Origin of the sequence: Ekhidna sp., assembly GCF_965227465.1 — a bacterium.
Lineage (GTDB): Bacteria > Bacteroidota > Bacteroidia > Cytophagales > Cyclobacteriaceae > Ekhidna.
Genome location: NZ_OZ245746.1, coordinates 3,231,846 through 3,256,173, shown reverse-complemented (window position 1 = coordinate 3,256,173; position 24,328 = coordinate 3,231,846). Strand labels below are relative to the sequence as shown.

Annotated in this window: 14 protein-coding genes; 6 read left to right on the top strand and 8 right to left on the bottom strand. The window is 39.5% G+C overall.

Translation table 11 applies throughout. The annotated features are described in order from the left end of the window. Positions 1 to 43 precede the first annotated feature (43 nt). The 5 genes from ACO05G_RS14430 to fabG all read right to left on the bottom strand — a co-directional run bounded on the left by ACO05G_RS14430 (position 44) and on the right by fabG (position 6,518). The gene (locus ACO05G_RS14430) at positions 44 to 1,210 is read right to left on the bottom strand and encodes a hypothetical protein (protein ID WP_421763389.1); all 1,167 of its coding nucleotides are present in this window, start codon (positions 1,208 to 1,210) and stop codon (positions 44 to 46) included. A gap of 86 nt (positions 1,211 to 1,296) precedes the next feature. Then, the gene (locus tag ACO05G_RS14425; protein ID WP_421763388.1) at positions 1,297 to 2,085 is read right to left on the bottom strand and encodes an outer membrane beta-barrel protein; all 789 of its coding nucleotides are present in this window, start codon (positions 2,083 to 2,085) and stop codon (positions 1,297 to 1,299) included. Positions 2,086 to 2,128: 43 nt separating this feature from the next. Beyond that, positions 2,129 to 3,832 carry a DUF1501 domain-containing protein gene (locus ACO05G_RS14420; protein ID WP_421763387.1) on the bottom strand — a complete coding sequence of 568 codons (1,704 nt, stop codon included), beginning with the start codon at positions 3,830 to 3,832 and terminating at the stop codon, positions 2,129 to 2,131. A 9-nt stretch (positions 3,833 to 3,841) separates the two neighbouring features. After that, positions 3,842 to 5,620, bottom strand: a complete 1,779-nt coding sequence (locus tag ACO05G_RS14415; RefSeq protein WP_421763386.1) for a DUF1800 family protein — start codon at positions 5,618 to 5,620, stop codon at positions 3,842 to 3,844. 151 nt (positions 5,621 to 5,771) lie between these two features. Then, positions 5,772 to 6,518: a 3-oxoacyl-[acyl-carrier-protein] reductase gene (fabG, locus tag ACO05G_RS14410; protein ID WP_421763385.1), complete on the bottom strand. Its 747-nt coding sequence runs from the start codon at positions 6,516 to 6,518 to the stop codon at positions 5,772 to 5,774. Positions 6,519 to 6,613: 95 nt separating this feature from the next. Here fabG and ACO05G_RS14405 point away from each other — a divergent pair, with 95 nt between their 5' ends. The 6 genes from ACO05G_RS14405 to ACO05G_RS14380 all read left to right on the top strand — a co-directional run bounded on the left by ACO05G_RS14405 (position 6,614) and on the right by ACO05G_RS14380 (position 21,007). Then, the gene (locus tag ACO05G_RS14405; RefSeq protein ID WP_421763384.1) at positions 6,614 to 7,234 is read left to right on the top strand and encodes a hypothetical protein; all 621 of its coding nucleotides are present in this window, start codon (positions 6,614 to 6,616) and stop codon (positions 7,232 to 7,234) included. 66 nt (positions 7,235 to 7,300) lie between these two features. Beyond that, a complete protein-coding gene (gene lpdA, locus ACO05G_RS14400; protein WP_348281940.1) occupies positions 7,301 to 8,695 on the top strand; it encodes a dihydrolipoyl dehydrogenase in 1,395 nt (464 codons plus the stop codon). A 23-nt stretch (positions 8,696 to 8,718) separates the two neighbouring features. After that, positions 8,719 to 9,225, top strand: coding sequence for a hypothetical protein (locus tag ACO05G_RS14395; RefSeq protein WP_421763383.1), 507 nt, complete (start codon positions 8,719 to 8,721; stop codon positions 9,223 to 9,225). A 585-nt stretch (positions 9,226 to 9,810) separates the two neighbouring features. Next, positions 9,811 to 17,940, top strand: a complete 8,130-nt coding sequence (locus tag ACO05G_RS14390) for an Ig-like domain-containing protein (RefSeq protein ID WP_421763382.1) — start codon at positions 9,811 to 9,813, stop codon at positions 17,938 to 17,940. Between the two features lie 9 nt (positions 17,941 to 17,949). Next, positions 17,950 to 18,864: a type IX secretion system membrane protein PorP/SprF gene (locus ACO05G_RS14385; RefSeq protein ID WP_421763381.1), complete on the top strand. Its 915-nt coding sequence runs from the start codon at positions 17,950 to 17,952 to the stop codon at positions 18,862 to 18,864. A 10-nt stretch (positions 18,865 to 18,874) separates the two neighbouring features. Beyond that, entirely contained in the window at positions 18,875 to 21,007 is a 2,133-nt protein-coding gene (locus ACO05G_RS14380; protein ID WP_421763380.1) for an OmpA family protein, read from the top strand. A gap of 63 nt (positions 21,008 to 21,070) precedes the next feature. Here the strand turns inward: ACO05G_RS14380 and ACO05G_RS14375 are convergent, their stop codons facing one another. From ACO05G_RS14375 to ACO05G_RS14365, 3 genes are read right to left on the bottom strand one after another with little or no spacing between them, the layout of a single operon-like run. Beyond that, complete coding sequence (locus tag ACO05G_RS14375) at positions 21,071 to 22,045, bottom strand: homoserine dehydrogenase (RefSeq protein ID WP_421763379.1); 975 nt, start codon at positions 22,043 to 22,045, stop codon at positions 21,071 to 21,073. After that, positions 22,042 to 23,016: a homoserine O-acetyltransferase family protein gene (locus ACO05G_RS14370; protein ID WP_421763378.1), complete on the bottom strand. Its 975-nt coding sequence runs from the start codon at positions 23,014 to 23,016 to the stop codon at positions 22,042 to 22,044. Before ACO05G_RS14370 ends, ACO05G_RS14375 begins: the two co-directional genes overlap by 4 nt. Next, positions 22,991 to 24,319, bottom strand: coding sequence for an O-acetylhomoserine aminocarboxypropyltransferase/cysteine synthase family protein (locus ACO05G_RS14365; RefSeq protein ID WP_421763377.1), 1,329 nt, complete (start codon positions 24,317 to 24,319; stop codon positions 22,991 to 22,993). Before ACO05G_RS14365 ends, ACO05G_RS14370 begins: the two co-directional genes overlap by 26 nt. Between the last annotated feature and the right edge of the window lie 9 nt (positions 24,320 to 24,328).

Below are 24,328 nucleotides of genomic sequence, written 5' to 3'. Positions count from 1 at the left end.
ATACGAAGCTAAATTTTATTAGATACTATTTTTTGCTAAATGGCTAATCGATGAAACCAGCAATTTCGTTTTCAGAGATTTTGTTCAATGCTATTCTCTCAAACCTACCAGCCACAAATGTTGTTCCCAGAACAAGCAATGAATTATCACTCCCAACCTTAATTGATGAGAATGTGAAGGGGTTTAGGTAGCCAATTCGGCTCATGCCGATGATCTCTCCTGCATCGCTATAAAAATTTAATAGAATTTGTCTGCCTTTCGTTTCTGATGCAAAAATTGAGTAGGTGGATGAGTTTGTGTAGCGGATAATTTCTACTGGCGTATACGGCTTGACTTCCGCCATATTTCCTGGATAAAGATCTGCACTTGAAGATATTCCAGTGGTAGATAGTGTAGTTGATGATAATTGGTAATTTTCATCAAACTGAAATCCAGAAACAGCAAATTCACTACCACTTAAGGGTAGTGCAGCTCTAATTCCAGCATTTGATGATTGCCCTTGAACTACTCCTGAAGGTGAGTCAGAGAAATCGGTAAAGACCAGTGAAAAGCTATAGTTATAAAATCCATTAAAGTAGTAAGATCCTGACGCCACCTCTCCACAGAAAAATGGTAGTGGTCGTTCACTTGCATTGAGGTAGTGATTAATGATTTCTTCCTCTACATCTCCTCCGGGACCAATGGAATAGCGGTTTCCACCAACATAGGATCCATCAAGAGCAATCTCCGAAATTTCAGTTTCCTGTGAAAGGGGATCATAGCTCTGTAGCAATAAGTTCCCATTGCTTAATCTAGCAGATGAAAGTGGGTAGTTTATTCCTCCTAACGTAGATTCAACCTCAATTTCCAATTGTGGATTCACACCAATAAGAATCGCCTCTAATGAGGTAGGATTCATAACGAAGAAATAGCTATTACTGTCGCTTTCGTTTAAGTGCACTTTTCCTATCGGGACCACATAATCATCTAAAATACTCTCATATTCATAGTTACCTTCTTCATCAATTTTTATTAAGCTGACTCCCATAAAATCTGAATTAGAAAGTTCTGTTCCCGTTAAAATGATAAACCCGTCAACAGTTTCCACAACATCAATTGGACGATAGCTAACGTCAAGATTAGAGTCATCATAGATTTTAAAAAAAGATTCACTCAGGGCCGGCTCCTCATCTGAGCACGAGATATTTGAAAAAACTAAAACTAATAGCATCAACCATTTAAATTGATGAATTAAAATAAATGTGGAAGAGTCATTTTTTGCAGACATGATTTTCAAAAATATAGAGTTAACCGTGCTTAGTAAGCCTTAAATTGTTGATCGATAAATCTAAATGGGAAAACGAAACCTAGCGAAACACTTATATCTCTCAGGAAAACCTCATCGTTAATTTCTCCAAAGGAAGCTAATTCATTTTGCTGCACATTTGGTTGTGTTGCAGAGGTAAGTGATCGCTTATAGTTGACCTCAAAAACCGTTCGTATGTTCCAATAATCCAGATTGACACCAACACCACCTGATATTCCTGAAAATGATTTGAATGCATCTTTTACTCCGAGTGTTGTAGTGCCACCTGATGATTGTAAAGGATTGCCTGATGAGTAATCTACCTGCGTGATTTTTACATCTTTTTGAGCAGACGCTATCAAAGAATGAAACCCACCGACCATAACAAATGGCCTTATTTTCCCTGATTGTATAATGTCATATTTTATCATCAGCGGTAGTTCTATCACATCTAATCGTTGCTCTACATCGTATCGTGTCTCAAACCTGTTGCCTGAAGATTCTCCCCTCCACTCAAGCAGGTTGTTGTATTTGTATCTGCTGCGCTTATACACTGGTTGAAATGATGCAGAAAATCCTCGATGATAGAAATTCATTTCAAGGCCCATCTGGGCTCCAGGTAATGCAAAGTCATCATAATTTTTTTGTAAACTATCGGCAGAGTAATTAACAGGTGAGAAACCTGTATTACGTGTATTAGGAAATGCCTGTGTATAATTAACTCCCATTTTCAGACCCAACCAAAACTGAGTATCTAAAAAAGATTCTAGGGGATTTTTAGTTGGCTTTTTTTGAGCCATTAGGAATCCTGATAGCAGCATAAGGAAAATAAATCCCCTGAGCCTACTTACGGATGATGAGCCTTTTTGTATCATCGAGCATTTCAGATTTAGCTTTTATAAAATAGAAACCAGGACTTAGTGTGTCTAAGGTAAATGAAAATGTATGTTCACCAGGAGCAACTCGTCGCTGCGTTTGTGCCACAATATTTCCACGAACATTGATCAGCTGGACACTTACATCTTGATAATTATTAACAAAGATCTTCGCCTGAGTGTAGTTGGAAGCTGGATTTGGGTAGACAGATTCCATGCGATAGTTCTTTTTCAGGTACTCATTCTCGCCTAGAATTACCTCTTTAATCAAATCCATGGGTTCATAATTGCCTCCATCGGGATTGGGTCCTTCAATAAAGTCTCTGAAGAAAATGTCATTGGCAATGACAGATCTTTCCACACCCATCCACTCGTGCAAGATATTAGCGTATATCTGACGATAGTCAAACTGCATACCAACATTACTCTGAGAAACGTCGGGAACCGTGCCATAGATTCCTGGTTTTACGCCTAGCCCAAACATCATCACTGGCCCACCCGTACCATGATCACTACCATAACTTCCATTGGAACCAACCCTTCTTCCAAACTCCGACATGGACATAGTAAGGACACGATCTTCCAATCCTCTTGATCTTAGGTCTTTCTGAAAAGCACTCATGGCAGAGGAAATGTGATAAAGCAGTGCGGAATGAACTCCCATGGTAGGGTCATAATCCTCTACCTGAGAAGCATGCGTGTCAAAACCTCCCATTTTTACTAGAAATACTTTCGTTTTCACCCCACCGGCTAATAGCCTGGCTACTAATTTTAGCTGGTTAGTTAATGGATTACTTTTGGCACCTTGTGGTGCATTAAAAGGGTATGTTTCTGGATAAGTAACAGAGGTGTCCGACGCAGATTCATATATTTCTGCCAATCGCTTGATGTATGTTTCAGATTTATCTTCCAGGCCAAGAATCCAGTTCATCTCTTGACCGTATGGAGAATTATTTAGAAATGCGGGTGGATTACCTCTAGGGTCAATTCCATCATCAGTGAATCCTTCTAACTGGTCTATTAGATTAGCAAGATTAGTTGGATTACTTCCTAAAGATATTGATGTGGGTATGTTGCCTTCCTGGTGAAAGAGTAGTGAGACATCATTACCCATCTCCAGTGCCAAGGGGTCTGGCATCTCTTCAGTTGGGAAGTCGGACGGGTAAGTGAGAGGTTCATATTCTTTGCCAAGATACCGGCCGATCCACCCCGAACTGAAATAATCATCAGCATCACCACCCATAAACCAAATATCGCGACCTCTGAAGTGTGAGCCATTATTTTTTTCATAGGATACCCCCTGAAAAACGGCAGCCTTACCACTATCATAAAGTCTTTTAAAGTCATGCATGTCGGGGTGAAGCCCGACTTGCTCCTCGCTTGCCACTGTGCTATCCAGTGGAATTAATGTCCTGTTTCCTACTTTATATGGAATAGCAATATTCGCTCTTCGGCTATAATACTCATCATAGTTAGAAATGGGGATAATCGTATTTAAACCATCATTTCCCCCATGTAACTGAAGGATTATGAGCACCCGATCATTGGTGCTTTGAGCCGCCAGGTTCTGAATTTCCTGATGAGCTCCCAATAATTTAAGTGGTACGCCCTGGAACGCAATTGGGGCACCTGCAGCAAAACCTATTTTCTTTAAAAAATTCCTTCTTTTCATAGCTGGCCGTTACATAAGTTGATATTCAGGAGATTGGAGCATTGCATTCAGAAGCTCCTTAATCTGATTGGCGCGTGTATTAGGATCCAGATTATCATCCCATCTGGTTGTCCAGGCTCCTTCAGGATCTGCATCTATTGCAAATGCAAACATGGCAGTCTTGAAGTAATTAAGCCTTTCAGTCGTCAGCTCACCACCTGTAGTATCGAAAGATAAATTATCTGAAGTAGGCAAAAAGTATTCTGCAACTGCTATGATAAAGTCATCAGCTATTCGCACGGTTGCTGCATCAAAATTTCTTTCTACAAAGTCAAATACATTGACTTGTCCCATCTCCATATTGGTTCCATCTGATAATGCAAGTCGGATGAAGTTATATCTATTGGTTAGGTAATTGGTTGTTATCCAGCTTCGGTTAAAAATTGGGAATTGATGATAAGCTGCATAGCCAGCTACTTCGAAGGGCTCGTAGTAATCCATTCCTTGTCGATTAATTTCGCCAAGCATATCACTCGCAAAATCATAATAATCCTCAAGCTCAGTTGCATAATCAGGAAGCGGTACCTCGAAGTTTCGCATATAGCCTAAGACCATATCAACAGGAGATTTAATAATGCTTCCAAAGTTGTTATCATCAGACCCTGCCTCAGCTTCATAAAAATGCTGACTTGTAAGAAGTGCTTCTAAAACCGGCTGTAGTTTGAATTCATTTGCTGTGAAGATATCAGCCATATCCTGGATAATGTCATCCTGAAGTGCCTGGTCAACTTGATGGTAAACAAAAAACCGATAAACTTCTCTACAAATACTTCTGGCCGTTTCACCCTGATCATAAATTAAGTCAACAAATTGACTAATTTCATCTAGTACGCTTTCTTCCGTAGGATTACCTGCCAGCATCAGATCTGCGTCAGGTGTAACAACTCCATTTGCTAGTCTGGTGCTGAAAGTTTTGTTACCTTCCTCATGACGAGAGGCAATATTTCCACCTCTAACTACTCCTCGAGGTAAGCCTGTTTCTTCATCAATATTTGAAAAACTGGTATCTACCGTAAATCCTGAAAGAACTTCAGCCCCAGCTTGAACATCTTCCTCAGTATAATAAAAGTAGTCTCCTTGGAATTCGGGTTCCGGAACACTCCCCTCTAAGCCTCTTCCAATAGAATAGAGTTCTAAGAGCTCTCTAGCATAGTTTTCATTCGGACTACCTTTTACATTAAAGCGGCCGTCGAGAAAAACAAGCATTGCATTATCGACACTTAATTTTTTTGTTAGCTGCTTGAAGTTTCTTGGTACAATGGTGTCTGTCGCCTCTGGGTCTTCCGGGTCTTCTGGTGGTATGATGATGTCTTCCTGATCGAAAGCAAATAGCCTAAAAAGTGCTTGTTGATAAAAAAGTGATCTCGAGTTACCAACCACCGATCTTTTGGTGGTAAAATGGGTGTGGAAGAAAAACACGAGTCTTTCTCTAAAAATATAAGATAACTTTATCGAGTCACCAATCCCATTCCCAAGCATCTGGCTTAGGTGCCAGGCGAGAAAATACCTTTCTAATTCAAAGCCTTCACTTTGAGCATTACCTGTAGTAATCCATTCGTTTCCAGTCAGTGGATCTACGGGTAAAACTGGGTCTGGTAGAGTTGTGTTGAAAAGCTGCGCCACAGCTTGAGTCGGGGTTAGCGAGGCTAAAGAATCAATTTCTGCAATTGACCCACCAAAGCAAGTCCGACGAAGTAAGTGAGCAGCTCTTTTTCTTCCTAATGTGCTGGTAAGTACAGATAAAGGCATTCGAGCTATTTTAATAATAGAACACTAAAATTATAGTAATATTATAAAATAAGTGATAAAAAATCTCAAAATAGTTTAATTGATTGTTTAAACAATAAAAAAGCCCGCTAGTAACAGCAGGCTAAATTTTCTTATGAATTTAAGGATAATGTTAAGTCAACATTCCACCGTCTACCTGGATGGTCTGCCCCGTAATGTAAGCGGACATATCCGATCCCAGAAAAATACACGCATTCGCTACATCTTCCGGAGCACCACCTCTTTTAAGTGGAATCGCATCTCTCCAGCTTTGAACCGTTTTTTCTTCAAGGGCATCCGTCATTTCAGTCTCTATAAATCCTGGAGCAATGGCATTGCTTCGTATCCCTCGAGATCCCAGTTCTAATGCTACAGATTTGGTAAATCCAATGATTCCCGCTTTTGATGCTGCATAGTTTGCCTGACCAGCGTTACCTTTCACACCTACTACCGATGACATATTAATGATAGATCCACTTCTCTGTTTCATCATGGTTCGACATGCTGCCTTGACTGTATTGAAGCACGACTTTAGGTTAATGTTTTGAATGGCATCCCAATCTTCTTCACTCATTCTCATAAGCAAATTGTCCTTAGTAATACCTGCGTTGTTAATGAGAATATCAAGAGATCCAAAATCTTCAACTACGCTCTTAATAAGTTCTTGTGCCGCTTCATAATTCGAAGCGTCCGAACGATAACCTTTCACCTTCACTCCTCTGGAAGAAAGCTCTTTTTCCAGTGCTTCCCCCTTTTCAACACTTGATAAGTAAGTGAAGGCTATATTAGCACCATGTGCCGCATATTGCTCTGCTATTGCTTTTCCTATTCCTTTTGATGCACCGGTAATAAGTGCCGTTTTTCCTTCTAGTAGTTTCATTGGTAAGAATTATATTGTAAAGCGAATTTACTGATTGAATGAATAACTGGTATGATTTTGGCTTTTTATGTAAATCGAACCAAACTAAAACCATTATGAAAAAAGTAATATTTACGCTTTTATTATCTGCTTTTACATTTATTACCAGTGCTCAAGATTTATTCACGATTAATAATTGGTCCGATTCAACTGTGTTCAGATGGGCACATCCAACTATCAGAGGCTATAGTCACCTGAGCGATTCTCTTGCTCAATCGATCCCCGGCAAAGCGGAATTTTACCATTATAATGGAACATACTATGCAATTAATTCATGGGCAGACTATTACAATTGGTTTACAAAGGCCTACTGGTTCAGATTCAAAAGGCCTGTCTTAGAATATGAAACTTTTTACTTGTTAGGTGATGATTTCATGATGGTTGATTGGTTGTACAGCCAATATGAAAGACTGAAAAGGAAGGGATTACTCCAAAAAGAGGACCCATTTAGTAATAGTTTAGAACGGTTTGCTGCTTTGGTTGATAAATCCGAATTGAAAAGCATTTCAAGAGAACGAAAAGCTAGGAAGAATCAACCAACAATGGTAAGTCAGTCGGATCAAACATTTGGATCATTCACATCTTCTGCAAGTTCAAGTGCCGCAGGAGGGGGCCCGGCTTCAAGTGGAAATTCTTCAGGAGGTACTACAAACTCAGGCAGATCAATTGGTAATTAACTAAAGTAAGCACCTGAAAAACTCAGGTGCTTATTATCTTTGCGCCTCAAATTTAAATCGAATAACATGGCGTCAAAATATGATCTAATTGTAATTGGAAGTGGACCAGGTGGATATGTAGCAGCTATACGTGCTTCTCAGCTAGGGATGAAAGTAGGAGTTGTTGAAAAAGCAGAGTTAGGTGGAGTTTGTCTAAACTGGGGTTGTATACCAACAAAGGCACTTTTAAAAAGCGCACAAGTATTTGAATACATCAATCACGCAGAAGATTACGGGATCAAGGTTAAAGATGCTAAGGCAGACTTTACCGGAATGGTGAAGAGAAGTAGGGAAGTGGCCGGCGGAATGAGCAAGGGGATTCAATTCCTATTTAAGAAAAACAAGATTGATCACATTGCCGGATATGGAACGCTCAAGAAAGGAAAAAAAGTAGAGGTAAAAGATGATGGTGGAAAAGTCACTACCTACGATGCAAATCATGTAATCTTAGCTACTGGAGGACGTGCTCGGGAACTTCCAAATCTACCGATTGATGGAAAGAAAATCATAGGATATCGTGAGGCCATGGTACTTGATAAGCAACCTAAGAAAATGGTAGTTGTGGGATCCGGCGCGATTGGTGTTGAGTTTGCCTATTTCTATAAGTCAATAGGAACAGAAGTTACCATTGTTGAATTCATGGATCGTATCGTTCCGGTGGAGGATGAAGAAGTTAGTAAACAGCTGGAGCGTACCTATAAAAAAGCTGGCATGAAAATAATGACCAGCTCAGAAGTAACAAAAGTTGATACGAAAGGATCTGGCTGTAAAGTGACAGTGAAGACGAAGAAAGGTGAGGATCAGTTGGACTGTGACGTAGTTCTTTCAGCAGTAGGCGTTGCAACGAACATTGAAAAATTAGGCCTTGAAGATGTAGGCGTAAAAACAGAGAAAGGGAAGGTTGTTGTCGACGACTATTACAAGACAAATGTGGATGGTGTGTATGCAATTGGAGATATTGTTAAAGGACAAGCTCTGGCCCATGTAGCATCAGCTGAAGGAATCATTTGCGTAGAAAAAATTAAAGGACTTCATGTAGAACCACTTGATTATAATAACATACCAGGGTGTACCTATTGCTCTCCTGAAATCGCTTCTGTTGGTTACACGGAAAAGGCAGCAAAAGAGGCTGGATATGAAGTTAAAGTAGGAAAATTTCCATTTTCTGCCTCTGGAAAAGCAAAAGCAGCTGGTGCTTCCGACGGGTTTGTTAAAGTCATATTTGACGCTAAGTATGGGGAGTGGCTAGGTGCCCACATGATTGGGGCAAATGTTACAGAGATGATTGCAGAGGCAGTAGCTGCACGAAAACTAGAGACTACTGGTCATGAAATCATCAAAACCGTACATCCTCACCCAACCATGAGTGAAGCCGTGATGGAAGCAGCGGCTGCAGCATATGACGAAGTAATTCACCTCTAATAACTAACCTGAGTATTCATTAAATGAAGAGATTACGCACATTTTTTTTCACACTAGTAGTGTGCTCATTTACATCAAACGGTCAAGATTCAAACGCTAGTTTGGGCTTGGGTTTAGGACTTGATTATGGAGGAATAGGTGCTCAGGTAGCTATTAAAGCAGATAATGATCTTGCATTATTTGGAGGGATAGGAACAGCCTTGGCAGGTCCTGGATTCAATGTTGGAGTACGATACTTTTTTGAGTCAAAAGGATCTGAGCAATTTTTTGTGCATGGCATGTATGGGTATAATGCAGTAATTGTCATCCAAGGAATGTCTTCTGCTAATAAAGTGTATTATGGTCCCTCAATTGGGGGAGGAATAAATCTTCCAAACAAGAACAATACGTTTTGGGAACTTGCAGTAAATATTCCATTTCGCTCTTCTGATTTTCGAAATGATTGGGATGATTTTAACGATGATCCAAACATTGAAATCGGCCGACTTCTACCTTTCACAATATCGATTGGATACAATTTTAGACTCTAGTTTAGACAGATGATGCGTAAAAGGACTTAAAACAGCATTTTTATGCATATTGATCATATAAAACTTAATACGTGAATCACGCACTTGGCATTACGTGAATCACGTATTTTTTTTATTACGTAAATCGCGCTTATATAAAAAGCCTTACATAGATAAGTTTGAAGTCCTTTGAGATTTATTGATTAGATGATCTATTCATTTTATCGGTAGAAACTATTGTTCATTTAAATTTTTAAAAACGTGTGATCTAAACAATTTAAAATTAAATCGTCATGAAACGTGTATCAAGAACCCTCAGTAGAGTGCTGGCTTTGAGATTTTGTTCCGTATCACTATTGATCTAAAATCAGAGCTTAACTCGCCCAAATCTATCTTTATCGATAGGCATTTTCCTCACACCAGGATGAGCTTTATTATCATCCAATTCGGGTACCCCGTTTAAAACGGGACCACAGCTTATTTACTTGATATAGTAGTAAGCACTATTTCATACGCTACTCAGGTTTAACCAGCTATTTTTTAACAAATAACTCAAGGGGTATTATGGAATTTTTAGTTATATTAAATTTAACGTAATGGAAACTTATGATAAATATATTTTTTTCTCCGCCTAAACGTGTATTTATTCTTTTCATATTAAGTCTGCTTATCACGGAACACGTGTATGCCGATAACACGCGATCAGATGTGCCAGTGATCACCTCTGAATTTTGTGGACAAAATCTGTATACCAGTATCCTTGGTACTTCTTCAGAGCCCGAAGGGTCGATAATACATGTTTATTTTCGTAACTCTCAGTCTGAACTGGCGACTAAGCTTGGTTCTACCACTGTTCAAAGTGATGGCTCCTGGAGACTTAATGGATTGAGCCTTACATCAGGTTTGGTCTCTGCAACTGCAACAGCCTCTGGAGAGGTAGAGAGTTTTCCATCTACAGAAATAGAAATTGCACTTCCTCCAACAATTTCTCAAGGTGTGTTATCACATCCGACAATTTGTGGAGCATTGGATGGATCAGTGCAGTTACTGGGGTTACTTCCCTTCACCGATTATACTATTCAATATACAGATGATACCGGATTTAAATCATTAAGCCTTACATCAGATGTAGCAGGTGCTGTTACCATTACAGGTTTAGGTGATGGTGAATTACAGGAAATTCAAGCCCTTTTCAAAGGGTGTGCTTCCAATATAATTTGTTCAGTTGAACTTAATGAACCGACCATACCAAATTTTACTTTAGGGATACCAGTTCAACCTGTTACATGCGGAGGTACAGGATCTATATTAATATCTGGGGCACCATTGTCGGCTTTAGATTATGACGTATCATATTATGACGGTACCAATACCGTTAATGCAACCATTACATCTGATGCGATAACTGGAATCATTACAATTTCCGGACTAACAGCTGGAACGTACTCCAATTTTCAGGTGAGCCGAAATGGATGCAGCTCAGAATTAATCATTGATCGAGTGACATTGTATGATGGTTTGCTTCCAAACACAGTTACCTTAGGAACAATAACAAATCCATCTTCTTGTACAGTAGCTGATGGTGCAATCCAACTTTTAGGTCTGATCCAACTTACTTCTTATAATGTTATGTATGAAGATAAAGATGGATTAACGACAACAACTTCTATTTCCACTGGTGCTGGAGAAACATCCATTACCCTAAGTGGTTTGGCTCAGGGTGTCTACAGAAACCTTAGAGTAGAAAGTCTTGGGTGTATCTCTACTCCTCTCTCAGACGTGAACCTAGTAGGATTAGCGTCAACAATCAATGTTGGAAGCGTTATCGATCCTATTAATTGTTTATCATCGAATGGTTCGATTGAAATTTCAGGACTTATTTCAGGACAATCTTATGATGTGGATTATCAGTTTAATGGGGCTGATCAATCAGCATCCTCTACAGCTAACAGCTCGGGAATAATTGAATTAACAGGGCTGGCAAGTGGATCATATACTAATTTTTTCGTGTCTCAGGGAAATTGTCAATCCAATATTTTAAATGATATCGTTTCTCTTGATAAGATTTCGGTTCCAGAGATCTCACTTGGGGCAACACAGCTGCCAACCTTATGTGGTGCATCAGATGGTGAGATAACGCTTTTAGGTTTATTACCAGGAACTTCCTATGATGTTTCTTATAGAAATCTGTCCGGAGTTCAAACAGAAACAATTGTATCAGATGCTGTTACCGGGAATCTTTTCATAGAAAACCTAAGTTCTGATGAATACAGTGACATAAACGTTACTATCAATGGGTGTACTTCCAATACCATAGTTTGTGAAATCGATCTAAATGTAATTCCCTCATTGACACTAGGAGCAGTAACTCCAACTACAAGCTGTAGTAACAATGATGGATCTATTACCCTTTTGGGATTACAAGCTTCTACTGTATATGACATTAGCTACTTGGATAGCAATGGAAACCAGCAGCTTTCTAATGTATCCAGCTCAGCTGGAGGAGTTATCACTCTGACAAATTTAGCTGCGGATACATATTCAGATTTAGGTGTCAGTCTGGGAGGTTGTGATTCTGAAAAGCTTGATGACATCAGCATTGGAAGTGTCTTAAATATTTCAGCTGATTCTTCCACACCCCCAACTGCTTGTGGTAATTCCGATGGTTCAATTGTTCTTTCGGGTCTTTCAGGTTCATCAAATTATGATGTCACTTACGCTGTTGATGGCACAAGCACTTCTGTCAATTTAAATAGTGTTAGTGGTTTTCTTACCATACCTAATTTATCAGCTGGATCATACACTAATATTTTAGTAAATAATGGTGTTTGTAATTCCAATACAATATTTGATCTAATTGAATTGTCTCCAGTCGGAGTGCCGGAAATATCTTTGGGGCTAGCGGTCAATCCAACGGCATGTGCAACTGCTGACGGGTCTATTTCAATTGCTGGGCTTACGGCAAGTACACTTTATGAAGTTAGCTATACTAACAGCCTTGGAGTTCAAACTACAAATCTTACCTCGGACGCTTTAGGAGTAATTTCCATTACGGGACTGTTAGCTGATGATTACCAAGATTTTTCGGTGACCCTTGCTGGATGTCAGTCCAACATCCTGGAAGATATTGTCAGCCTTGAAGACATTGGAGCACCATCAATTTCCTTGGGAACTATCACTTCACCGACGGTTTGCAGTGCATCTGATGGAGCCATCGAATTGGAAGGGCTTTTAATAAGTACACCTTATGATGTATCCTTTACTTTGGATGGCGTAGGTCAGACCACTTCATTGACATCCAATGTTGACGGGGAAATCACCATCCCAAATCTAACTGTTGGGGTTTATGAGGGAATTAAGGTTACCACTGGAGGGTGCTTGTCGTCATCAGTTGGACCGGTCGAATTAGCATGTTTTGAGGATGCAGTTTACACCATTTTAGATCAATCAATAGAAAATTTAAGTGACACTGATAGTCTTGCTTATCCTACGGATGCTGATGGTCCGATCGTGTGTGCACAAATCAAAAGCGGCTCACTTCCCCTAGGAGTTTCAATAGACGCAGAAACAGGTGTGATTTATGTTTCTAGTCAAGGAGATTTAATAATTGGCTCAACGACCATCAATGTCTTGACAGTAGATTCAAAAGGAGATACCACTCAGCAGGACGTGACTATAGAGATTTTAAATGACGTCCCTAATGCGCAAGATGATTTATATACCTTAGATGAGGGAGCAAATATTTCTGTCAATGATGCTGATGGATCAGGTGGAGATCCGTCTGTTTATGGAGCAATTGTAAATGACTCTGACATTGCAAACTCGGGATTGACCGTCACCAAGCTATCTGATCCATCTCATCATGATGGTGCTTTTACACTTAACCCTGATGGTACATTCGTTTACTCACACAATGGAACGGAAACATCCTCTGATTCATTTACCTACCGCCTTTCTGATGGACTGGGTGAAAGTGATGATGCAACCGTGACCATCACTATTTCTCCTGTGAATGACTTGCCTACAGTTACTGACATCAATAAGAATGCAGATGAAGATGTGGACATAATTTTTAGCAAATCTGATTTTGTAAATGCGTATTCAGATCCTGAAGATAGCCTTCTTGCTAAAGTTCAAATCCTCTCACTGCCACCAGCAACTGACGGTTTGTTAAAGCTAAACGGCTCGCTTGTTTCGGAAAATGATGAAATAGATACGGCGCAGTTAAAGAATCTAATTTTTGAACCAGTTGGTGATTTCGATTCCAACACCTCTTTTGGATGGAATGGCTCAGATGGAGAAGCATATGCTGCTACTAGTGCCAATGTTAATATCACTTTTAATCCAATAAATGATGCTCCTGAAGCGGTCGCTGATAACTATACTTTCGATGAAGGAAGTACGAATAATATTGATAATTCAATTGGCGTTTTGGCAAATGATAGTGATCCGGATGGAGATGCAATTACAGCTATACTGGTTACAAATGTTTCTAACGGATCTTTAACTCTTAACGCTGATGGTAGCTTTGATTACACCCATGATGGATCAGAGTCTTCATCCGACACTTTTACTTATAAAGTAAATGATGGCGCTGTTGATGGCGATACTGTCCAAGTGACCCTTACAATTAATGAGGTTAATGACGCACCGAATGCTGTAGCAGATAGCTATTCATTTGATAAAGGTTCTGATAATTCAATTTCAGCAATTAATGGAGTTCTCGCTAATGACAGTGACCCTGAGGACGATGTACTTACGGCAATATTAATTGAAGGAGTTTCCAATGGATCTTTAACATTAAATACTGATGGAAGCTTTAATTATACACATGATGATTCGGAAACCACAGCTGACAGCTTCAGTTATAAAGCAACAGACGGTACAGATGACAGTGATACCGTAATTGTCACTCTTACAATTGTTGAAACGAACCTTGATTTGGTTACCGTTCCTGATACCTATACATTGGACGAGGGAGGCAATATTGACATTAATGCATCGAATGGGGTACTTAACAATGATGAAGATAACATTGGGAATGGTATCTCAGCGGAGTTGGTGTCAGATGTTTCTTTTGGCAGCCTGACCCTAAATGCAGATGGAAGTTTTACCTACGTTCATGATGGTTCCGAAACAACCTCTGATAGTTTCGATTATCGAACGACGAATGGATCAGAATCAGGAAATACAGTAACTGTAACACTTAATATCAATCCTATTAATGATTCACCTGTTGCCAATCCAGATGTCTATTCTTTCGAAGAAGGTAGTAGCAATTCCGTTTCAATAGCTCTTGGCGTTCTATCCAATGATTCAGATCCTGAGGGTGACAACCTTGATGCGATATTAGTTTCAGATGTTTCGAATGGAATGCTTACGCTTCGCTTGGATGGTAGTTTTGATTATGTACATGATGGATCTGAGACTACTGAGGATACTTTTACTTATATGGTCAATGATGGGACTGTTGATGGCAATACTACAACTGTATCTATTACCATAACTGCTGGGAATGATATTCCATTGGCGGTTGCTGACAGTTACACTTTTGAAGAAGGAAGTAGTAATATGGTAGATGAGTCAGCTGGGGTGCTAGCCAATGATAGTGATCCAGATGGCGATGAGATAAATGCAATTCTTGTGTCTGGAGTAACAAATGGTACCCTTACCTTATATGCAAATGGAAGCTTTGATTACGTTCATGATGGTTCCGAAACCTCAGAAGATAGTTTTTCTTATAAAGTCAATGATGGTACGGAAGATGGAAATGAGGTCACGGTAAGCATTACAATAACCCCTGTAAATGACATCCCTGTTGCATTACCAGATAGCTACTCATTTGATAGAGGTTCGTCCAATAATGTATCAGCTTCTTCCGGGGTATTGTCCAATGATAGTGATGTGGATGAAGATAACTTATCTGCAATCCTAGTCTCTGATGTTACAAATGGATCATTGGTACTAAATTCAAATGGCAGTTTTGACTATACACACGATAATTCTGCAACCACAAGCGATAGCTTTACCTATAAGGTAAATGATGGCACAGTAGATGGTAACACTGTTACGGTCTCATTGACAATTATTGAAGTTAATTCAGACTTAATTGCTGTTTCCGACTCGTACACATTTGATGAAGGGTCATCAAATAGCATCAATGCGGTTGATGGTGTTCTTTCGAATGATATTGACAATGTTGGAAGTGGAATTACGGCCGTTTTAGTTCTGGATGTCTCTGTTGGCTCCTTGGTATTAAATGCAGATGGAAGTTTTAACTACACGCATGATGGTTCTGAGACATCAGCTGATAGCTTTCAATATCGATTAACCAATGGGGCGGATAATGGGAATACCACAACGGTTACCATAAATATTAACCCTTTAAATGACCCTCCGGTCGCTTTAGAAGATGAGTACTCATTCAATGAAGGCAGTAGTAATTCGATTGATGTTACAAATGGTGTATTAAACAATGATTCTGATCCCGAAGGAGATGCTCTTAGCGCTATTCTAGTGAGCGATGTTTCTAACGGAACTTTGGCATTAAATGCGGATGGAAGCTTCGATTATGATCACGATGGTTCAGAAACTCTCAGTGATAGCTTTACTTATAAAGTAAATGACGGTTCAGTTGACGGAAATACGGTCGAAGCGCAAATCACTATTAATCCAATCAATGATCCGCCGGTTGCTCAAGACGATTCAGCAATTGTGGATGAGGGAGGAGTCGTTCAAATTGGCGTTACTTCAAATGATAGTGACCCAGATGGAACCTTGGATCTTTTATCCATATCGATAGTTCAGCAACCAGTCAATGGTTCCATTACAAATAATAGCGATGGAACGATCAGATATATACATGACGATAGTGAAACCACCAGCGATAGTTTCATTTATACAATAGATGATAATGAAGGAGCTACTTCGAATGTAGCCACAGTGACTATTACTATTAATCCAATAAATGATTCAAACAACAATGCTCCAATTGCTATGGATGACAATATAACTCTTAATCAGGGAGCTACGATCTTGATTGATGTTGCATCCAATGATATAGATACTGACGGTGCTCCATACCCGCATACAGTGATGGTTTCTTCCAATCCTTCAAACGGCACTATTATTAATAATGGAGATGGGACCATTAGCTATACGCACAATAATAGTACGACCAATAGTGATTTTTTCACTTATACCATAGAAGACAATGAAGGTGCCACTTCTAATGTTGCTACAGTCAGTCTAACGATCAATATTGGAACAATGAACAGTGCTCCGATTGCCGTAGATGATGAAGCAACCCTTAATAAAGGAGCAACCCTTAATATAAATGTCTCAAATAATGATTCAGACTCAGATGGAAATTTGGATCTAACATCAGTGGTGATACTTTCCAATCCATCAAACGGCACTATTATTAATAATGGAGATGGGACCATTAGCTATACGCACAATAATAGTGCGACCACTAGTGATAGTTTCACTTATACCATAGAAGACAATGAAGGTGCCACTTCTAATGTAGCTACAGTCAGTCTAACGATTAAACTTGACTCATCTAATAGTGCTCCAATCGCTGTAGATGATGAAGTGATATTGAATAAAGGAGCGAGCATCATTACAAATATTGCAGAAAATGATAGTGACCCAGATGGGAATTTAAACCTGGGATCAATTGTGTTGGTGACCAATCCTAATAATGGTACATTGATTAACAATGGAGATGGTACAATTAATTATACACATAATAATAGTGAAACATCTACCGATACATTCTCTTATACGATTGAGGATAGTGAGGGAGCAACTTCCAACATAGCATCTGTCAGTTTTACAATAAATGGAGTTACTGCTAATAGTGCCCCTGTAGCAACGGATGATGCGGCAACAGTAGATGAGGGAGCAACAGTAAGTATTGATGTAGCATCCAATGATTCAGACGCAGACGGTACGTTGGATTTGAGTTCCATTGTGATTGTGAGCAATCCGTCAAACGGTAGTTTAATCGACAATGGAGACGGCACGATCACGTATGATCACGATGATAGTGATACGACGACTGATAGTTTCACTTATACTATAGATGATAACAATGGTCTTAGCTCTAATGAAGCAACGGTAACAATTACCATCAACCCTGTAGAAGACACTCCCAATGAGGCACCAGTTGCAAATAATGATACAGCCACGGTAGGTAAAGGGGCAATGGTCTCAATCGATGTGGTTACTAATGATACTGATTCAGATGGTTCTTTAGATCTCGGATCAATTTCAATTAATTCGAATCCTTCGAATGGTGCTCTATTTGATAATGGTGATGGAACAATCACGTATACACACGACGATAGCGAAACATTAAGCGATAGCTTCACCTACACGATTAATGATGATAAAGGAGCAACTTCCAACATAGCTTCAGTGATAATTGATGTTCGTCCAATGATAGACGTACCCGATGTGTTTACACCCAACGATGATGGAGTCAACGATACGTGGGTCATTCCGGATATTGAAAATTATCCGGATAATGTAGTGAAAGTATTCAATAGATGGGGGAATGAAGTCATTACCATAAAACAGTATAATAATACTTCAAATGTGTGGGATAGCAGATCAGATGGGAGGTTACAGGTAGGAAGTGGACGGGTACCTGATGGTACATACTTCTATCTGATTCAGTTGGAGCCACAACGAAGACCAATCTCGGGTTTTGTGATTGTTAACCGCTAAAGTTTAGAAATGGGAAAAACACGTATATATATTCTTTTGCTTCTGGGAGTTATTGCAAATGCAGGAATTGCTCAGCAACAGGCAATGTTCACACAGTATATGTTTAATGCTGTGGCTATAAACCCCGGGGTAGTGGGTACTCATAAAAGCATGAGTATTACTGCTTTATTGAGAGAACAGTGGGTAGGTATCGAAGGGGCCCCTAGCACACAAACCTTATCTGTTCATAGCCCACTATTAAATGATAAAATTGGACTTGGCTTATTGTTTGTGCGAGATGAAATTGGAATTACAAGACAAAACTCAATTTTTGGAGCGTATGCATACCGGGTAGATTTTGGCTTTGCCACATTATCTATGGGATTACAGGCTGGGTTTTCGGATTACAGATCCAATCAAAGTGAATTAAATCCTAACAATCCAGATATGACATTGGACGAAGATTTTAATAGCGGATTGAAGCCAAATTTTGGAACTGGAGCCTACTTGTATTCAGATCGATTTTATGTTGGTGCATCAGCTCCAATGCTGATAAATCACAATTTTTTTGATGAAAATAGTGAACAGAAAAATGATCAACGAAAGCATTACTTCCTGATGGCCGGTTATGTGTTTCCATTGAATAACTCTTTGATGCTAAAGCCCAATATTTTATTTAAAGCAGTGCAAGGTGCACCTATGGAACTGGACTTAAATGCCAATTTGCTAATTGAGCAAATTATTTGGGTAGGTGTCAGCTATCGTTCATTTGATAGTGTAGATGCATTATTGGAATTGCAGGTCAATGAACAATTGAGGGTTGGGTATGCGCATGACTTCACTACTTCAGATTTACGCAAAGTCAATCGGGGCACTCATGAGTTAATGGTCAATTATGTATTTGCTTTTAAAAACAAGAAAACCATAACGCCAAGATATTTTTAAAAGAGACGCAATGAAGACATCATTAAAACAAATAATTTTTGGAATATGGATATTGACTTCTTTCCAGGTGAATGGTCAGCTTGCCCGTTTACTAGCCAACAATACATTAAATGGAGATAAAGAATTTCAAAGCTTTGCTTTTGCCGATGCTTTAGGATATTACAAAAGAGCTTATAAAAACGATACGGCATCTCATGAGCTTGAATGGAAAATCGCTGAATGCTACAGGATGCTTAATAATTCCAGGAGAGCGGAAGAATGGTATGGCAAGATTGTACACCTGGAAGATGTGATACCCACTTCAAAGTTTTATTATGCAGAAGCATTGAAGTCAAATGGAAAGTATGAGGAGGCAAAGAAATGGTTTGAGGCTTATGAACAGGAAGTCGATGACCATCGAATACGAAAAAAGATTGATGCCATTGAGAATCAGCATGTCTTAATATCTGATGCTTCTTTTTATGACGTATCAAGCGTATCATTTAATGTGGATGAAGCAGATTTTTCACCTACATTCTATAAGGATGGGATTGTGTTTGTTTCGGCTAGGAAAAAATCACCATTTCAAAGTGAGTATGCATGGGATAATACGGCGTTTTTAGATATTTTTTACGCAGAGTCTAAATCTGAAAACGAATTTGGGGAAGTAGAAAGCTTTGATTCTCAAATCAATTCAAAATTGCACGATGGGCCTATTGCTTTCTACGCCAATGGATCAAAAGCGGTTTTCACGAGAAATAATATTATCAAAGGCAAGCAAAATAGAAGCTCAGAAGATACCAATCATTTACAATTATTCTTCGCTGAAAAAGGGGAGAACGGTTGGCAAAATATCACACCTTTTGACTTCAATGACGATGAGTTTTCTATAGGTCATGCTACGATGCGTGCTGATGGAAAGGTCATGATTTTTGCTTCAGATAAGCCTGGTGGTGCTGGTAATGCAGATTTATATATTACACGATATGTTGGTGGCGATTGGACGTTCCCAGAGAACCTGGGGGATGTGATCAATACGAAAGGAGACGAACTTTTCCCCTTTTATAAAGACAGTGTGTTGTATTTCGCTTCATCAGGACATGGTGGTCTGGGAGGGCTGGATATTTTTGGAGTAGACCTGAGGAATCCGGATGAGATATTAAACCTTGGAGCTCCTATTAATTCATCTCAAGATGATTTTGGCTTTATAATTAGAAATAGAGAAGGTTACTTTTCATCAAATCGTGAGGGTAACGATAATATTTACCATTTCGTAGATAATCGTGCAAGGGTTCAGATAATAGAAGGAATGGTTCAAAATGATTCTGATGGAGCACCAATTCCTTTCTCAAGCATCAAAATCAACGATTCGATTAAATTCTTTACCAATAAAGATGGAGAATTTTCTGTAGAGCTTCCTCTTGACGAGGACTATATCTTCAAAGCTAAAAAAGAGGATTTTGAGCTAGTTCAATCTGAATCCAGATACATAGACGCAGATTTTTCAGAAGTGATTGTTTTGAAACTCAAACCGAAGGGGCTGTTTGCAAGAATCATAGCAATCGACAAGGAGACCAGAGATGTATTACCCGAGCCTCTGATTAAGTTGAAAAACCTGACGACAGGTGAGGATATTGAGCCAATTTTAATTGAAAAAGAAGCAACTATATTTCCATTGGACGGGTCTTGCGAATATGAATTGATGGGTGCCAAGAAAGAATATTTTACTCGCCATATTAATGAGGAGACTGAACATCAAAAGGGGGAAATAGATTGGAAAATTCCGCTTGAGAAGATTGTTCTGAATAAAGAAATTGCACTGGAGAATATCTATTATGATTTAAATAAAGCTACTCTTAGACCAGACGCTTTGGTAGAGCTTGATAAGCTCGTAAAAATTTTACTTGAAAATCCTACAATTAAGATTGAGCTAAGCTCTCATACAGACTCCAGAGGGAGTGACCCCTACAATCAGGATCTTTCACAACGAAGGGCAGAATCTGCTGTCAACTACATTATTGAACAGGGAATAGATTCGGAAAGAATTATAGCCAAAGGATACGGGGAGACTAAGCTTGTAAACCGATGTGCAAATGATATCCCTTGCAGCAATGATGAACATCAATCAAATAGAAGAACTGAATTTAAAGTGACCTCATATTAAGATACTATTTTGGTGGTGATTGGGGTGATTCGGGTAACCAGTCGCCCCTTTTTTTGGTTTAAACTAAACGAGACTTGGGCGCAGAGTAGTTCTATACCGATAATTTCCTAGCACCCTCTTTAAGTCCTCGATTACAGCAGAACCGGTTGGGAGTGCTCCGGCACCCTTTCCAACGAATACATGCTTTCCACTTATTAGCGCTTCGACACTGATAGCGTTATTTTCAAAATCAACAGAGTAAAGTTCATCATCTGGGCCAACGAACTCTGGTTTAACAGAGCATTCAACCACTCTATTTCTTCTCTGAAGTGTGGCTACAAGCTTTATCTTGCGACCTTTAGATTTTGCCTTTCTAATATCCGCTTCCGATACGGTTTCAATACTTTCGATTTCAAAGCTTTTGTTTGAATGGATCTCTCCAAAAGCATGATAAGCTAGAATTGAAAGCTTATGAGATGCATCAATCCCACTTATGTCTAATTTGGGATTTCTCTCTGCAAATCCTTTATGTTGAGCATCAAGCAAGGCTTTTTCATAGGTCCACTGGTTTTGCTGCATTTGGGTGAGTATATAATTAGAAGAACCATTGAGAATTCCTCTGATTTTCACCACCTCCTGATCGTGTAAAAAACCATCCATAGAATGTACAATAGGAATCCCACCGCCAACAGCAGCCTCATAAAGAAATGAAGGTTCATATACCTGATGCCAAAGATCTACCTCTTCAAGAGACTCACCGATCATCTTTTTGTTTGCACTTATAACATGCTTACCATTTTCAAGTGCTTTTTCCACATAAACCTTAGCTGCTGCTGCATCATCTATGAGCTCGATAACTATATCAATAGCAGGGTCTTCCAGTATCTCATGAGGATTATTTGTAAAATACAATTCATGACCTATTCTGGGCAAGTCTATTCTTTTTACACATACTTTATCAATGACTACAGGTATGTGTGGATGTTTTTTTAGATTTTCATAGAACCCCTTACCGACGGTTCCAAAACCGAAAAGACCAATTTTTTTTGCTGCTTTCATGATAGTTCTTTTTTTAGAATTTGATTGATTTGATCGACTTCCAGCAAAAACCCATCATGCCCATAAAGGCTTTCGATGGCATGAAAAACACCATGCTGTGTGTATTCAGCAATCAGTTTTTGTTCCTGGACGGGAAACAGTATATCTGATGAGATCCCGATGGAAATGACTTTTGATTTAATTCTTTTGAGCGCTTTTTCAATACCACCAAAATGTCTCCCCACATCATGGCTATCCATTGCTTTACTTAGGTAATAGTAACTGTAGAATGAAAATCTATTTCTTAGTTTCTCACCTTGATGGTTTTGATAGCTTGAGGCCGAATAACTATCCACTCTATGATCCATATCCGTTTGAGTTTTTTCGTAGGTTTGATAATTGCGATATGAAAGCATTGCAATGGCCCGTGCTGCAGAAAGTCCCTTGTCTACATTTCCAATCCGGAGAGCCATCCGCTGAGCTTCATTGAAAGCAATACCCCAGGCGGAGTGTTTTGCATTTGTTGCTAGTGGTACAATGACTTCAAAAAGCTCCGGCTCCTGGACAGCCCATTCTAAAAGTTGCTGCCCACCAAGTGATCCTCCAATACCCAGTTTGATTTTTGAAATTCCAAGTTGATCACGAAGTACTTGATGTGCAGAAACCAGATCTTTTACAGAAAGTACAGGAAATTCAAACCCTTCTGGTTCAGTGCTACCATAGCATGAACCAATCACATTGGCACAAATGATGAAGTCCTTTTGCAGATCAATAGGGTTTTCAGGTGCAATGATTCCTGGCCACCATTCAGCTGGATCACTATTGGCAGTCAATGCATGAAAAATCCATACTACATTAGACTTGTTACTATTGAGTGTGCCAACTGTATGATATTGGATCCTCAGATCCTGAAGAGTGTCGCCACTCTCCAGGTCCAAGGGTTCCACAACCTTAATTTGAAAAGAATTAGACTGATACTGGATTTCCTTCATAAACTTTAGTGAATGCCTGTTCAAAATCTGATTTGATATCATCGATATGTTCGATTCCTACCGAAACACGTAATAAATTGGGCGAAACACCGGCATGAAGTTGCTCCTCTTCAGACAACTGCTGATGAGTGGTTGCAGATGGCTGAATAATCAGGGTTTTGGCATCCCCCACATTTGCCAAATGACTAACAAGGTTGAGATTATCAACAAATTGAATCGTCTGTTCTTTTTCCCCTTTCAACTCAAATGAGAGTACTCCACCAAAACCATTTTTCAGGTATTTATTTGCCAGCTCATGATAAGGGCTAGATGTCAGCCCCGGGTAGTTTACTTTTTCCACAAGTTGATGTGATTCAAGCCATTTTGCCAGGATAAGTGCATTATCAACTGTTCGTTGGACTCTAAGCGAAAGGGTTTCTAATCCTTGAAGGAGCAAGAATGAGTTGAATGGACTAAGAGCCGGACCAAAATCTCGTAAACCCTCTACCCTGGCACGAATAGCAAAGGCAATATTTGGCAAACCAAGCGGATTACCTTCACCAAAAACCTCCCAGAATTTCAACCCGTGATACCCTTCTGATGGCTCAGTGAATTGTGGGTATTTCCCATTTCCCCAATTATAGTTTCCGCTATCGATGATTACTCCACCTACTGAAGTACCATGACCACCTATCCATTTGGTTGCAGAGGCAGTAACCACCGCAGCTCCATGCTCGATCGGGCGAAAGAGGTAGCCTGCTGCGCCAAAAGTATTGTCAACTACTAGTGGAATATCATAATCCCTGGCTACTTCCGCTATTTCATCAAAATCAGGAATATTAAAGCCTGGATTGCCAATGGTCTCCAAATAGATTGCTTTGGTATTCTGATCAATAAGTTTTTCAAAGTCAGAAGCTTTGTCAGTTTTAGCAAATCGAGCTTCGATACCCAATCTCTTGAAGGCCACCTTAAATTGATTGTATGTCCCTCCATAGAGAAGCGAAGTAGAAATAAAATTGTCTCCTGCCTCCAAAATGTTGTTCAAAGCAAGAAACTGAGCCGCTTGTCCAGAGCCAACTGCAACCGCAGCAACTCCACCTTCCAGAGCAGCTATTCTCTTTTCAAAAACATCTGTAGTTGGATTCATGATTCTGGTATAGATGTTTCCAAAATCTTTCAATGCGAAGAGGTTCGCTCCGTGCGCTGAATCTTTGAAAGTGTATGAGGTAGTTTGATAGATAGGAACTGCTCTAGAGCGAGTTGTTTCGTCGACTTCCTGTCCTGCATGAAGCTGTAGTGTTTCGTATTTTAATTCTTGTGACATGATTTTAAT

Excerpts from the sequence above, each read along its gene's own strand:
- ACO05G_RS14430 (WP_421763389.1), bottom strand. The coding sequence starts at position 1,210 with ATGCTATTAGTTTTAGTTTTTTCAAATATCTCGTGCTCAGATGAGGAG.
- ACO05G_RS14390 (WP_421763382.1), top strand. The coding sequence starts at position 9,811 with ATGATAAATATATTTTTTTCTCCGCCTAAACGTGTATTTATTCTTTTC.
- lpdA (WP_348281940.1), top strand. The coding sequence starts at position 7,301 with ATGGCGTCAAAATATGATCTAATTGTAATTGGAAGTGGACCAGGTGGA.
- ACO05G_RS14375 (WP_421763379.1), bottom strand. The coding sequence starts at position 22,045 with ATGAAAGCAGCAAAAAAAATTGGTCTTTTCGGTTTTGGAACCGTCGGT.
- ACO05G_RS14370 (WP_421763378.1), bottom strand. The coding sequence starts at position 23,016 with ATGAAGGAAATCCAGTATCAGTCTAATTCTTTTCAAATTAAGGTTGTG.
- ACO05G_RS14385 (WP_421763381.1), top strand. The coding sequence starts at position 17,950 with ATGGGAAAAACACGTATATATATTCTTTTGCTTCTGGGAGTTATTGCA.
- ACO05G_RS14365 (WP_421763377.1), bottom strand. The coding sequence starts at position 24,319 with ATGTCACAAGAATTAAAATACGAAACACTACAGCTTCATGCAGGACAG.
- ACO05G_RS14405 (WP_421763384.1), top strand. The coding sequence starts at position 6,614 with ATGAAAAAAGTAATATTTACGCTTTTATTATCTGCTTTTACATTTATT.
- ACO05G_RS14415 (WP_421763386.1), bottom strand. The coding sequence starts at position 5,620 with ATGCCTTTATCTGTACTTACCAGCACATTAGGAAGAAAAAGAGCTGCT.
- ACO05G_RS14380 (WP_421763380.1), top strand. The coding sequence starts at position 18,875 with ATGAAGACATCATTAAAACAAATAATTTTTGGAATATGGATATTGACT.
- ACO05G_RS14425 (WP_421763388.1), bottom strand. The coding sequence starts at position 2,085 with ATGGCTCAAAAAAAGCCAACTAAAAATCCCCTAGAATCTTTTTTAGAT.
- fabG (WP_421763385.1), bottom strand. The coding sequence starts at position 6,518 with ATGAAACTACTAGAAGGAAAAACGGCACTTATTACCGGTGCATCAAAA.
- ACO05G_RS14420 (WP_421763387.1), bottom strand. The coding sequence starts at position 3,832 with ATGAAAAGAAGGAATTTTTTAAAGAAAATAGGTTTTGCTGCAGGTGCC.
- ACO05G_RS14395 (WP_421763383.1), top strand. The coding sequence starts at position 8,719 with ATGAAGAGATTACGCACATTTTTTTTCACACTAGTAGTGTGCTCATTT.